The sequence below is a fragment of the Microbacterium sp. genome (assembly GCF_051860965.1).
Taxonomy (GTDB): Bacteria; Actinomycetota; Actinomycetes; order Actinomycetales; family Microbacteriaceae; genus Microbacterium.
The window spans coordinates 466,281-478,535 of the sequence record NZ_JBIMKU010000003.1 but is presented as its reverse complement, the minus strand read 5'-3'; the positions used below and the strand labels follow the sequence as shown (position 1 = coordinate 478,535).

The following is a 12,255-nucleotide window of genomic DNA, read 5'->3' as shown; positions in this document are numbered from 1 at the left end:
TTTGCCTTCTTGTCGTGATGACTATAAGATCGATTCGACAGTTAGAGTCACCATGACACAAACAACCGCCGCCTCCTCCCTTACCCCAACGCCCGTCGCGGACGACGTCACGCGCGTCGCCGTGTCGACCGTCATCTTCTCGCTCCGACGCGAGCCGGGGAGCGACCGATCGACGGTCGTGCTGCCGCTCGTGCGGCGGACGAGGGATCCGCACGAGGGACGGTGGGCGCTGCCCGGCGGCTGGCTCGACGTCGCCGAGAGCCTGGATGCCGCGGCATCCCGCACCCTCGGCGAGACCACCGGCCTCGCGCCGAGCTACCTCGAGCAGCTGTACGCCTTCGGCGCCACAGACCGTTCGCCGACGCGGGTCGTCTCGATCGTCTACTGGGCGCTCCTGCGGGCTGACGAGGTCGAAGGCTCGAAGGATCTCGAGAACGTCGAGTGGTTCGACGCGGCATCCCTCCCCCGCCTCGCCTTCGACCACAACGAGATCGTCGAGTACGCGCTGTGGCGCCTGCGCAACAAGGTCGGCTACAGCCGCATCGCGCACGGCCTGCTCGCCGACGAATTCACCCTCGCCGAGCTGCGCGAGGTGTACGAGTCGATCCTCGGCCGCCGCCTCGACCCCGCCAACTTCCGCCGGCAGGTCGAAGGATCCGGCACTCTGCTGCCGACCGAGCGCTTCCGCACGGGCAGCCACCGGCCCGCCCGCCTCTACCGCTACAACCGCGACGTCGAGCTCGCCGATCTGGGCCCGCTCGCCGACTCCGCCCGAAAGGGGTCATCATGACCGCCATCGCGCTCCAGCCCCGGCCGACCGATCCGTCCGTCGACCACGCCATCCAGGCGATCGTCGACGGCGCCTCGACGGCCGAGACGTGCAACACCGACCTCGCGCAGGGGCCGTGGACGTTCGACGCACGGCCGGGCTACGGTCCGGGATCCTCCATGGGCGATGTCATCCCCGCGGGCTCACCGCGCCAGGGCGAGCTGCCGCAGTCCTATCGCGACGCTTCGGCCGAGGAGCTCGACGCGCGGATCATCGCGGCGAAGGCGACCCTCGGCGATCGCGTGGTCGTACTGGGGCACTTCTACCAGCGCGAAGAGGTCGTGCGCCACGCGGACTACGTCGGCGACTCGTTCCAGCTCGCGAACGCGGCGCTCGAACACCCCGACGCCGAGGCGATCGTCTTCTGCGGCGTGCACTTCATGGCCGAGACAGCCGATCTGCTGTCGCAGCCGCAGCAGTCGGTCATCCTCCCCAACCTCGCGGCGGGCTGCTCGATGGCCGACATGGCCGACATCGATCAGGTCGAGGAGTGCTGGGAGCAGCTCGAGGACGTCTACGGAGACATGGATGCCGTGGACTCCGACGGACTCGTCCCCGTCATCCCGGTCACGTACATGAACTCGTCGGCGGCCATCAAGGGGTTCGTCGGGCGCCATGGCGGCATCGTGTGCACGTCCTCGAACGCGCGGACCGTGCTCGAGTGGGCGCTCGCGCGCGGCCGCCGCGTGCTGTTCTTCCCCGACCAGCACCTCGGGCGCAACACCGCGAAGGCGATGGGCGTCCCGCTCGAGCAGATGCCGATGTGGAACCCGCGCAAGCCGCTCGGCGGCTCATCGGCGCAGAAGCTCGACGACGCGCGCGTCATCCTGTGGCACGGCTTCTGCTCGGTCCACCGGCGCTTCTCGGTGGGTCAGATCGACAAGGCGCGCGCCGAGCACCTGGGCGTGCGGGTCATCGTGCATCCCGAGTGCCCGATGGACGTCGTGGATGCCGCGGACGAGTCCGGTTCGACCGACTACATCCGCCGGGCGATCGAGGGCGCGACAGAGCCCACCACCTTCGCGATCGGCACCGAGGTCAACCTCGTGCAGCGCCTCGCCGCCGTCAACCCGCAGCACGAGATCTTCTGCCTCGATCCCGTCGTCTGCCCCTGCTCGACGATGTACCGCATCCACCCGGGCTACCTCGCGTGGGTTCTCGAGGGTCTCGTCGAGGGCGAGGTGCGCAACCGCATCGTCGTGACCGACGACGTCGCCGAGCCCGCGCGGCTCGCGCTCGAGCGGATGCTCGCGGCCAAGCCGCCCGAGGCGCGCCCGAGCGATTGGACGCACGCGTCATGACGATCGATGTCGTCGTCGTCGGCTCGGGCATCGCGGGCCTGACCGTCGCGCTTCACGCGCTCGATCACGGGTGTCGCGTGACGCTCGTCACGAAGGACGTCCTCGATCACGCCAACACGCGCTTCGCCCAGGGCGGCATCGCGGGCGTCATGTTCGCCGACGACAAGGCGGAAGACCACATCCGAGACACCCTCGTCGCCGGAGCGGGACTCGGCGATCCCGAGGCCGTGCGCGTGCTCGTCGAGGAGGGTCCCGCGCGCATCCGGGAGCTCGTCGACGTCGGGGTCGCATTCGATCGCGGCGCGGACGGCGCGTACGTCAAGGGCCTCGAGGCGGCGCACTCCTATCCGCGCATCCTCCACGCGGGAGGGGATGCCACGGGCACCGCGATCGAGAAGGCTCTCGTCGCCCGGCTGCGCGCGAGCGACGTCCAGGTCGTCGAGCACGCCTTCCTCGTCGACCTGATCGTGGGGGACGGCGCGACGACGCCGAACCCGAGCGATCCGGTCGAACGACACCGCGAGGGCACCGGTCTCGACGAGAGCGCTGCGGTTCGGCGCGTGCGCGGTGTCGAGCTCCTCGTGGGGGATGCGCCGGGCGTCGCCGGCGTCCGACAGACGGTGGAGGCGGATGCCGTCGTCCTGGCGACGGGCGGTGCGGGCGAACTGTACGCCCACACCACGAATCCGCCCGTCGCGACGGGTGACGGGATCGCCGCTGCACTCCGTGCCGGCGTCGAGGTGCAGGACCTCGAGTTCTTCCAGTTCCACCCCACGATCCTCGGGGTGGGCGACGCCTTCCTCGTCTCCGAGGCCGTGCGCGGCGAGGGCGCGACGCTCATCGACGAGCACGGGCGCCGCTTCGCCTTCGACGCGCATCCCGACGGCGAACTCGCCCCGCGCGATGTCGTCGCCCGTGCGATCGCCCATCAGATGGAGCTCCAGGGCGGACGCCCGGTGTTCCTCGACGCGACGCATCTGCGAGAGACGGAGGCCGAGGCCCGCGCGTTCCTCGCGCGGCGGTTCCCCACGATCGATGCCGCCGTGCGGGCACGCGGACTCGACTGGGCCGCCGATCCGATCCCCGTGACCCCCGCGGCGCACTACCTGATGGGCGGTGTCACGACCGACCTGCACGGACGCACGTCGCTGCCCGGCCTCTACGCCGTGGGCGAGGTGGCGCGCACCGGCGTGCACGGCGCCAACCGGCTCGCCTCCAACTCCCTGCTCGAAGGAGCGGTGTTCGGAGCGCGCGCGGGCGACCGGATCGCGACGGATGCCGCATCCGGAATATGGCCGCGCTTCCCGGCGCGGCCGTCCGCGTCCGCTGCCGTCGAGCCCGGCTGGCGGATGAGCGCCGCCGCGGTGGCGCATTTCACACGAGCGGCCCTTCAGCAGCTGATGTGGGAGTACGCAGGTCTCGTCCGCGACTCCGCCGGACTCCGCACCGCCGCGGCCGTGCTGGACGCGTGGCGCAGGCAGGAGCGGAACCCGCACACGGAGGCCGAGTTCGAAGACGAGAACCTTCTGATCGTCGCGAGTGCGATGGTGGATGCCGCGTATGCGCGGTCGACATCCGCCGGCGCCCACTTCCGCTCCGATGAGAACCCGCCGACGGTGGCCGACGCGATCGCGGGCACCGTCACGATCGACCAGGTGCTCGCAGCCAATCCCTATCCGTCCGGTTCGATGGTCGCCCGCTGGTGGATCGACGACGTGCAGCGGGCGTATTTCGCGAAGGAGAGCGCCTGATGCTCACCCGTGCTGTGATCGACCGCACCGTCGCCGCCGCTCTCGAGGAGGACGCACCGTGGGGCGACCTCACGAGCGAGTACCTCATCCCCGCGACGGCGACCGCGACGGCGGAGCTCGTCGCGCGCGAAGCGGGGATCTTCAGCGGGGGCGAGGTCTTCGCGGCCGCCTTCCGGCTCACCGATCCGCGGGTCGACGTGCAGCTCGTCGCCTCGGACGGCGAGGTCTTCGAGTCGGGAGCCGTGCTGGCGGTCGTGAGCGGTCCGGCCAGATCGGTCCTCACGGCCGAGCGCATCGGGCTGAACTTCGTGCAGCGCATGAGCGGCATCGCGACGCTCACTGCGCGGTACGTCGCCGAAGTCGCGGACACCGGCGCCCGCATCGCCGACACGCGCAAGACGACCCCCGGCCTGCGCGCTTTCGAGCGGCACGCCGTCGTCGACGGCGGCGGCCGCAATCACCGTCACTCGCTGTCCGACGCCGTCATGGCGAAGGACAACCACCTCGCGGTGCTGGGAGGCGCCTCGGTCACGGCCGCTCTGCTCGCGGCGAAGGCCCGCCTCCCCCACACGATCCACATCGAGGTCGAGGTGGACCGCCTCGATCAGATCGAACCCGTGCTCGCGGCCGGGATCGGCACCATCATGCTCGACAACTTCTCCCTCGACGACCTGCGCACCGGCGTCGCGCAGGTCGCAGGACGCGCCGTGGTCGAGGCCTCGGGAGGCGTGAGCCTCGACACCGTGAAGGCCATCGCCGAGACGGGGGTCGACGTCATCTCGGTCGGCGCGCTCACGCATTCGGCGCGGGCACTCGACCTCGGACTCGACGTGCGCATCGACGCGGCATGAGCATGCTCTACCTCGACAGCGCCGCCACGACGCCCGTGCGTCGCGAAGTGCTCGAGGCGATGATGCCGTTCTTCACGACGTGGTTCGGCAACCCGTCGAGCCATCACACCGTGGGCGAAGCGGCGGCGGGGGCGCTGGCCGACGCCCGCGCGCGCGTCGCGAAGGTGCTCGGGATGCGGGCCTCCGATGTCGTCTTCACCTCGGGCGGCACCGAAGCGAACAACCTCGCCGTGAAGGGCATCGCGCTCGCGAGCCGCGGAAAAGGTCACCTCGTCACGACGCCGATCGAGCACGAGTCGATCCTCGAGTCGGCCGACTACCTCGCGCGCCTGCACGGCTACGACGTCACGCTCGCGCCGGTCGACGGCGCCGCGCGGCTCACTCCCGACGCCCTTGCCGGGTCGCTGCGCGACGACACGGCTCTCGTGACGTTCGGCTTCGCGAACAACGAAGTGGGAACGGTTCAGGATGCCGCGGCCCTCGCCGCCGTCGCGCACGAGCGCGGCATCCCGGTCCATCTCGACGCCGTGCAGGCGGCCGGATGGCTCGCGCTGCGCGAGACGGACGCAGATGCGATCTCGATCGCCGGCCACAAGCTCGGAGCGCCGAAGGGCACGGGCGTGCTCGCGGTGCGCGGACGCATCCCCCTCGAGCCGCTCCTGCACGGCGGCGGACAGGAGCGCGGTCGCCGCAGCGGCACCGAGGACGTCGCGGGCGCCGTCGGCCTCGCCGTCGCGCTCGAGCTCGCCGAGGGCGAGCGAGCCGAGGCATCCCATCGCATCTCGGCGCTGCGCGACGGCGTCATCGCCGAAGTGCTCGGGCGTTCGCCGCGCGCGCGCCTCACGGGCGATCCGGTCCACCGCCTGCCGGGTACCGCGAGCTTCACCTTCGCCGGGGTGAGCGGCGAAGCCGTGCTGCTCGAGCTCGAGCGGCGCGGTGTGATCTCGTCGAGCGGCTCAGCCTGCGCCGCCGGGAGCGATGAGCCCTCGCACGTTCTGCTCGCCATGGGTGTTCCGCCCGAGGTGGCGCAGACCGCGGTGCGCTTCACGTTCGCCCATGACGCCGCGTTCGATCCGGCGATGCTGGCGCACGCGGTCGCGGCATCCGTCGACGCGGTGCTCGGCTGAACGCCGGTAGCCCCGCCCGTGGCGCTCGCACGGGACTCGATGCGGGCGGCCCGGCGACACTCCTGAGATGAAGGACGCGCTGCTCGTCTCGGCACAGTCCTTCATCTCAGGAGCCTCTCGAACCAGCGCGCGAGATCCGCACGACCCGACGCGCGAAGCCGCCCGCAACGGCAGGGCCGCGGGGGTCCTGCGCGCTCATAGGATCGCTGTGTGACATCCCCGCCCGCGATCACCGTCATCGTGCCCGGGTTCGATGTCGCCCCCTATGCGGCCGAGGCGATCGAGTCGCTGCGCGCGCAGACCCGCGAGGACTGGACCGCCGTCCTCGTCGACGACGGCTCGACCGACGGCACGGGTGCGATCTTCGACGCGGCCGCCGCCGCAGACGACCGCTTCCATGTCGTGCACCACGACCTGCAGCAGGGCCTGAGCGCGGCGCGCAACACGGGACTCGACCTCGTCACGACGCCGTACGTCGGCTTCCTCGACGCGGACGACGTCATGACGCCCAGCGCGATCGACGCGCTCGTCGGCACGCTCGAGCGCACGGGCAGCGACCTCGTCGCGGGCGCCTACGTGCGGCTGCGGCCCGACGACCGCGGCGGGTACGCTCCGGGCGAGGTGCAGCCGTGGGTGGCCGCGGCGACGGATCCGGCCCGAGATGCCACGACGCTCGCCGAACACCCGGATGCCTCGGGCAACATCGTCGCGTGGTCCAAGGCCTCCCGCGCCGCGCTGTGGCGCGAGGTGCGGTTCCCGCTCGGCAAGGCGTACGAGGACCAGCTCGTCGCGCAGCTGCTGTACACACGGGCCCGCGCGTTCGACGTCATCCCGGACGTCGTCGTCCAGTGGCGCGAACGGGCCGAGGGCACGTCGATCACCCAGCGCAAAGACATCCTGCCCGTCCTGCGCGACTACCTCGAGGCGCTCGACGGCGGCATGGGGATCCTGGATGCCGCGGGCGCGGCGGATGCCGTGGCATCCCGCGTCCGTCTCATCCAGCGACTCGACCTGCCGCCCCTGCTCGCGATCGCGCAGACACATCGGGACCCCGCGTATCGAGCCGAGCTCGGCGCCTTCGTCCGTGCCCTCGCGGCGCGCTCCCCCGACGCGCTCTCGCCGTCGGTCGCGCCCGCGCTCCACTGGTGAGGATCAGGACTCCGGGAGGCCGGGCGGGGTCCAGACGCGCGGCTCGGGGACGGTGATCGGCACGGTCACGGCAGGCTCGGGCGCGGCGCCGGAGGGCGCGCGATCGGCGCGGCGGTCGGGAAGATCCGCCGGCGGATCGGCCTCTTCGACCTCGAGGATGCGGGATGCCGCGAGCTGCTGAGCGGCGAGCTCGGCGTAGAGGCCGCCCTCGGCGAGCAATGAGGAATGCGTGCCCGACTCGACGATGCGTCCCGCCTCGACGACATGGATGACATCGGCGGCGATGATCGTCGAGAGCCGATGCGCGATCGAGAGCGTCGTCCGGCCGCGGGCCGCGGCATCCAGCGCCTCCTGCACGACGCGTTCCGAAACCGTGTCGAGGGCCGAGGTCGCCTCGTCCAGCAGCAGCACGGGCGGGTCTTTGAGCAGCACGCGCGCGATCGCGATGCGCTGCTTCTCGCCGCCCGAGAGGCGATACCCGCGCTCGCCCACGACGGTGTCGTAGCCCTGCTCGAAGCCCTCGATGATGTGATGGATGTTGGCCGCCCGGCACGCGTCCTCGAGCTCGGCGTCCGTCGCCTCGGGCTTGGCGTAGCGCAGGTTCTCGCGGATGGTCGCGTGGAACAGGTAGGTCTCCTGCGACACGATCCCGACGCTGTCGATGATCGACTCCTGCGTCAGGTCGCGCACATCTGCTCCCGCGAACAGCACGGCACCCCCGGACGCCTCGTACATGCGCGGAGTCAGGTAGAGCACGGTCGTCTTGCCCGCGCCCGAAGGCCCGACGAACGCGACGTGCTGACCGGGCTCGGCCGTGAAGCTCACGCCGCGCAGCGTGGGCCGCGCGTCGGCCGAGGCATCCGGATACCGGAAGGACACGTCGCGGAACTCGATGCGCCCGAGCGGACCGGGCGCCTTCGCGACCGGGAAAGCGCGCGGCGAGTCCTGGATCGCCGGCACGAGGTCGAGGTACTCGAAGATGCGGGCGAACAGGGCGGCCGAGGTCTGCAGATCGAGCGCGACGCGCATGAGACCCATGAGCGGCATGAGAAGACGCGCCTGGACGGTCGTGAAGGCGACGATCGTGCCCGCCGTGATCGTGTCGGTGCCGCCCGTGATGAGATACCCCGCCACGAGGTAGATGACAGCCGGCACGCTCGCCATGAGCACCTGCACGACCGCGAAGAACCCCTGGCCGCTCATGGCGCGGCGCACCTGCAGGCGAACCTGGTTGCGGTTCTCGTCCGAGAAGCGGGTGGATTCGGTGCGCTGGCGGTTGAACGACTTCGACAGCAGGATGCCCGACACGCTCAGGGTCTCCTGCGTGATCGAGGTGAGCTCCGAGAGGGACTCCTGCGTCTCCCCCGCGATGCGCGCGCGCACCTGACCCACACGGCGCTGCACGAGCACCAGGAACGGCATCAGCACGACGGCGATGAGGGTCAGGCGCCAGTCGATGATGATCATCGCGACGAGGGACGCGATGACCGTGACGACGTTGCCCAGGATGCTCGTGACGGTGTTGGTCAGCACGCCGGCGACACCGCCGACGTCGTTCTGCAGGCGCGATTGGATGACGCCGGTCTTCGTTCGCGTGAAGAACCCCAGCTCCATCGCCTGCAGGTGGTCGAAGAGCTTCACCCTCAGATCGCCCGTGACCTGGTTGCCCACCGTGGAGGTGAGCCACGTCTGCCCGACGCCCAGCGCCGCTGACAGCAGGAACAGGGCGATCATGACGACGACGAGGCGCCACAGCAGCGGCAGGTCGACGCCGCCTCCATCGGTCGGGAAGAGCGCGTCGTCGAAGATGCGCTGCACGAGAAGGGGCGGGATGACGGCGATCGCCGCGCCCGCGATGACGAGGAAGGCCGTCCAGGCGATGCGCCACCGGTAGGGGCGGAAGAGCACGACGACGCGTCGACCGAGGTGCGGGATCTTCGGCGCCTCGGCGTTGAGCCTCTTCTGCGCGTCGATGTCGACGCCGCGGAATCCGCCTCCCGGCCCGCCTCGTCCGCCGCCCATGCTCATGGCCCGAGCCTACTGAGCCGCCAGGACACCGGGGCTAGGCTGAGGGCATGACCTCCACGCCCGAGAACCCCGCCCACGACGGCAGCGACCTCGCCGAGCTCCGCGAGGAGATCGATGAGCTCCAGGCGATCCCCGAGGACGAGCTGCTCAGCCCCCTCCCGAACGCGGTCGAAGAGCACGAGCCCGAGGCGACGCCGTCCGACGCGATCGGCTCGGAGAAGTGGGACGAGCCCGCCGAGGACGAGTCGCTCGACCAGCAGTGACCCTCAGCCGAGGTCGAGGACGAGGTTGACCACGGTGCCGATGATCACGGCGCCGAACAGATAGGCGATCAGCGCCTGTGCCGTCACCATCCGACGGATCGCGTTCGTCTTCACATTCGTGTCCCCGACCTGGTAGCCCATGCCGACACCCAGCGAGAAGTACAGGAAATCCGAATAGCTCGGCTCCTGCTCATCGTTGAAGTCGATCCCGCCGACAGGGTCCGAGTAATACATCCGCGCGGTGCGCAACGCGTAGTCGACCTGGATGAGACCCCATGACGACGCGACGCTCACGAACGCGATCGCCGCCAGCACGTAGGATTCCAGCTCGGCCTCGATGCCCGTCTGGATGAGCACGATGAACACGGCCGCCAGGCTCGCCGTGCTTCCCGCGAGCGACACGATGCGGGCGACAGATCTGCCCGGGTCCTCGGCGCTCGCGTGAAGGCGGGTCTCGGCGCCGGACATCGGCCAGACGATCGAGAGATTCCAGATGATCAGGATGCCGCAGAACGTCGACCAGCCGGCGAGGAGCCCTGCGGCGAGGCCGAGGATCGGCGAGACGACGAACGCCACCGCGATCGCCGCGACGACGGAGACGATCGATCGCGGAAGAAGCGAGGCGCGGTTCGCTGACCTGGACATAGGCGAATGTTTTCACGGCATCCGGGAATGGGATGTCCCACCCCGCCGTTATCTTGGAAGCTTGCCATCCTCGGGTGGCGCTCTTGCTGCACCACCCGAGCCTCGAGGAGACGACCTATGGCCGCGACCGACATCCATCCCGTGACCGGGAACGTCTCGGTGCCCGCAGGGCCGATCCTCAAGCCCGAAGAGAGTCGCATCATCTGGCTGCTCCTCGGAGCGGCGTTCGTCGCGATCCTCAACGAGACCACGATGGGCGTCGCGATCCCGCACCTGATCGGCGACCTCGGCATCACGGCCGTCGCTGCCCAGTGGCTCACGACGGCGTTCATGCTGACGATGGCCGTCATCATCCCGATCACGGGATTCCTGCTGCGCCGGTTCACGACGCGCGCGATGTTCATCTCCGCGATGTCGCTCTTCTCGGCCGGAACCCTCATCGCCTTCCTCGCCCCCGGTTTCGAGGTGCTGCTCGTCGCCCGCGTCGTGCAGGCCTCGGGCACCGCCATCATGATGCCGCTGCTCATGACGACGCTCATGACGATCGTGCCGCCCTACGCGCGCGGTCGCATGATGGGCCGCGTCTCCATCGTCATGTCGCTCGCCCCCGCGATCGGGCCGACGCTGTCGGGCTTCCTGCTCGACACGGTCGGGTGGCGCTGGATCTTCGGCATCGTCCTGCCGATCGCCCTCGTCGCCCTCGCGGTCGGGGCACGCTGGATCCACAACATCGGCGAGACGACGAAGGCGCCGATCGACGTGCTCTCGGTCATCCTCTCGGCTTTCGGCTTCGGCGGGCTCGTCTTCGGTCTCAGTCAGATCGGCGGCGGTGCGGGGCACGGAACGGGTGCGGATGCCGCGGCGGCGGGAGCCGCGTCGCAGCTGACGCTGATCATCTCGCTGTCGGTGGGCGCCATCGCGCTCGGCCTGTTCATCTGGCGCCAGCTGCGGATGCAGCGCACGGATGACGCGCTGCTCGACCTGCGGGTCTTCCGCTCGGTGAACTTCTCGCTGTCGATCGGGCAGATGACGATCCTCTCGCTCGCCTTCTTCGGCGCGATCACGGTGCTCCCGCTCTACATGCAGCAGGTGCTGCAGGTCTCCGCGCTCGAGACCGGCCTCGTCGTGCTGCCCGGGTCGCTCGCGATGGGCCTCGCCGGGCCCTTCATCGGGCGCATCTACGACCGGTACGGCACACGAGTGCTGCTCATCCCCGGGTCGATCATCACGGTGGGCATGCTGTGGTTCTACACGTCGCTCAACCAGTTCACCCCGGTCTGGGTCATCGCGATCGCACAGACGGTCCTCTCGATCGGACTCGCGCTGTCGTTCACGCCGCTCTTCACCGCGTCGCTGGGCTCGCTCGCGCCGAAGTTCTACTCGTACGGCTCGGCTGTGCTGGGTACGATCCAGCAGGTGGCGGGCGCCGTCGGCATCGCGCTGCTCGTGACGGTCATGTCGAGCGTCGCAGCCAGTGCCGAGGCATCCGGAACCGAGGCCATCGCCGCGGGCGCCCAGGGCGCGCAGACGGCGTTCCTCATCGCGGCGATCATCTCGCTGCCGCTTCTCGTGGGCGCGTTCCTCATCCGCAAGCCGGCGGACTCGATCGAGGGCGCCCCGGCCGGGCACTGATGCCGGGGCGGTGACGCACCGATCAGTGGTGGATGAAGGCCTTCAGCGCGACCAGCACGAAGCCGAAGGCGGACGTGACGAGCGCGCTCACGAATCGCGGCCAAAGCCTCACGGTCCAGCGCGCGACGGCGAACCAGCCCAGCAGGCCGAGCAGGACGGCGTCGAAGATCAGGGCGGTCCAGATGGCGGTGTCGTCTTCGACGGCCTTCGTGGCACCCAGGAGCAGGATGACGAGTGCCGGGATGGTGGCGACGAGCATCCCGAGCGAGTGCACGACCGACGCCCGCACGGACGGCCAGAATCCGGCGGCGCCTTCCGTGGCAGCCATGCGCGCGAGCGTGCCGGCGAACACGTGTGCGCAGAAGAACACGACGACGGTGACGACGACGGTGAGGAGCGCGTTGATCGACGAGCCGGTCGCGCTGCCGCTCACGACGATCATCCCCGAGACGAGGATCAGACCGTAGACGGCCTCTTCGGACTGCAGAACCCTCGTGACGGAGGGCTTGAGAAGCTGCTCGTCGGTCATGACGGGCGCGTGTCGCGGATCAGACGGTGCTGCAGGAGCCCCCGCCGCAGCACGACGAAGAGCTCTCCACGACGGTCAGCAGGTTCTTGTCGTCGCCGACGGGCTGCAGAGTCGTGGGCGTGGTGAGGGGCGAAGTCGTCATACGGGCCA

General features: G+C 70.1%; 12 protein-coding genes. 8 read left to right on the top strand and 4 right to left on the bottom strand.

The window, feature by feature from the left end:
- Nucleotides 1–52: 52 nt before the first annotated feature.
- The 6 genes from ACTIFV_RS08165 to ACTIFV_RS08140 all read left to right on the top strand — a co-directional run bounded on the left by ACTIFV_RS08165 (nucleotide 53) and on the right by ACTIFV_RS08140 (nucleotide 7,008).
- Nucleotides 53–790: an NUDIX hydrolase gene (locus ACTIFV_RS08165; protein WP_439592270.1), complete on the top strand. Its 738-nt coding sequence runs from the start codon at nucleotides 53–55 to the stop codon at nucleotides 788–790.
- Nucleotides 787–2,130 (top strand): quinolinate synthase NadA, encoded by a 1,344-nt coding sequence (gene nadA / locus ACTIFV_RS08160; protein ID WP_439592269.1) that lies wholly within the window; start codon nucleotides 787–789, stop codon nucleotides 2,128–2,130. The genes ACTIFV_RS08165 and nadA overlap by 4 nt, the downstream gene beginning before the upstream one ends.
- Nucleotides 2,127–3,881, top strand: coding sequence for an L-aspartate oxidase (nadB, locus tag ACTIFV_RS08155; protein WP_439592268.1), 1,755 nt, complete (start codon nucleotides 2,127–2,129; stop codon nucleotides 3,879–3,881). The genes nadA and nadB overlap by 4 nt, the downstream gene beginning before the upstream one ends.
- Entirely contained in the window at nucleotides 3,881–4,732 is an 852-nt protein-coding gene (gene nadC, locus ACTIFV_RS08150; RefSeq protein WP_439592267.1) for a carboxylating nicotinate-nucleotide diphosphorylase, read from the top strand. Before nadB ends, nadC begins: the two co-directional genes overlap by 1 nt.
- A 2-nt stretch (nucleotides 4,733–4,734) precedes the next feature.
- Nucleotides 4,735–5,859 carry a cysteine desulfurase family protein gene (locus ACTIFV_RS08145; RefSeq protein WP_439592317.1) on the top strand — a complete coding sequence of 375 codons (1,125 nt, stop codon included), beginning with the start codon at nucleotides 4,735–4,737 and terminating at the stop codon, nucleotides 5,857–5,859.
- Between the two features lie 210 nt (nucleotides 5,860–6,069).
- Nucleotides 6,070–7,008 (top strand): glycosyltransferase family 2 protein, encoded by a 939-nt coding sequence (locus tag ACTIFV_RS08140; RefSeq protein ID WP_439592266.1) that lies wholly within the window; start codon nucleotides 6,070–6,072, stop codon nucleotides 7,006–7,008.
- Nucleotides 7,009–7,011: 3 nt separating this feature from the next.
- On the opposite strand, the gene ACTIFV_RS08135 is transcribed toward ACTIFV_RS08140, so the two are convergent.
- Nucleotides 7,012–9,030, bottom strand: coding sequence for an ABC transporter ATP-binding protein (locus tag ACTIFV_RS08135; RefSeq protein ID WP_439592316.1), 2,019 nt, complete (start codon nucleotides 9,028–9,030; stop codon nucleotides 7,012–7,014).
- Between the two features lie 53 nt (nucleotides 9,031–9,083).
- On the opposite strand from ACTIFV_RS08135, the gene ACTIFV_RS08130 reads away from it, so the two are divergent.
- Nucleotides 9,084–9,299 (top strand): hypothetical protein, encoded by a 216-nt coding sequence (locus tag ACTIFV_RS08130; protein ID WP_439592265.1) that lies wholly within the window; start codon nucleotides 9,084–9,086, stop codon nucleotides 9,297–9,299.
- A 3-nt stretch (nucleotides 9,300–9,302) separates the two neighbouring features.
- Here the strand turns inward: ACTIFV_RS08130 and ACTIFV_RS08125 are convergent, their stop codons facing one another.
- Nucleotides 9,303–9,944 (bottom strand): DUF1345 domain-containing protein, encoded by a 642-nt coding sequence (locus tag ACTIFV_RS08125; RefSeq protein ID WP_439592264.1) that lies wholly within the window; start codon nucleotides 9,942–9,944, stop codon nucleotides 9,303–9,305.
- Nucleotides 9,945–10,061: 117 nt separating this feature from the next.
- On the opposite strand from ACTIFV_RS08125, the gene ACTIFV_RS08120 reads away from it, so the two are divergent.
- Nucleotides 10,062–11,576: an MDR family MFS transporter gene (locus ACTIFV_RS08120; protein ID WP_439592263.1), complete on the top strand. Its 1,515-nt coding sequence runs from the start codon at nucleotides 10,062–10,064 to the stop codon at nucleotides 11,574–11,576.
- Nucleotides 11,577–11,598: 22 nt separating this feature from the next.
- On the opposite strand, the gene ACTIFV_RS08115 is transcribed toward ACTIFV_RS08120, so the two are convergent.
- Nucleotides 11,599–12,105, bottom strand: a complete 507-nt coding sequence (locus tag ACTIFV_RS08115) for a hypothetical protein (protein WP_439592262.1) — start codon at nucleotides 12,103–12,105, stop codon at nucleotides 11,599–11,601.
- Between the two features lie 19 nt (nucleotides 12,106–12,124).
- Entirely contained in the window at nucleotides 12,125–12,247 is a 123-nt protein-coding gene (locus tag ACTIFV_RS08110) for a hypothetical protein (RefSeq protein WP_439592261.1), read from the bottom strand.
- Between the last annotated feature and the right edge of the window lie 8 nt (nucleotides 12,248–12,255).

Coding starts and splice junctions, on each gene's coding strand:
- ACTIFV_RS08165 (WP_439592270.1), top strand. CDS start 53: ATGACACAAACAACCGCCGCCTCCTCCCTTACCCCAACGCCCGTCGCG.
- nadA (WP_439592269.1), top strand. CDS start 787: ATGACCGCCATCGCGCTCCAGCCCCGGCCGACCGATCCGTCCGTCGAC.
- nadB (WP_439592268.1), top strand. CDS start 2,127: ATGACGATCGATGTCGTCGTCGTCGGCTCGGGCATCGCGGGCCTGACC.
- nadC (WP_439592267.1), top strand. CDS start 3,881: ATGCTCACCCGTGCTGTGATCGACCGCACCGTCGCCGCCGCTCTCGAG.
- ACTIFV_RS08145 (WP_439592317.1), top strand. CDS start 4,735: ATGCTCTACCTCGACAGCGCCGCCACGACGCCCGTGCGTCGCGAAGTG.
- ACTIFV_RS08135 (WP_439592316.1), bottom strand. CDS start 9,030: ATGGGCGGCGGACGAGGCGGGCCGGGAGGCGGATTCCGCGGCGTCGAC.
- ACTIFV_RS08130 (WP_439592265.1), top strand. CDS start 9,084: ATGACCTCCACGCCCGAGAACCCCGCCCACGACGGCAGCGACCTCGCC.
- ACTIFV_RS08125 (WP_439592264.1), bottom strand. CDS start 9,944: ATGTCCAGGTCAGCGAACCGCGCCTCGCTTCTTCCGCGATCGATCGTC.
- ACTIFV_RS08120 (WP_439592263.1), top strand. CDS start 10,062: ATGGCCGCGACCGACATCCATCCCGTGACCGGGAACGTCTCGGTGCCC.
- ACTIFV_RS08115 (WP_439592262.1), bottom strand. CDS start 12,105: ATGACCGACGAGCAGCTTCTCAAGCCCTCCGTCACGAGGGTTCTGCAG.
- ACTIFV_RS08110 (WP_439592261.1), bottom strand. CDS start 12,247: ATGACGACTTCGCCCCTCACCACGCCCACGACTCTGCAGCCCGTCGGC.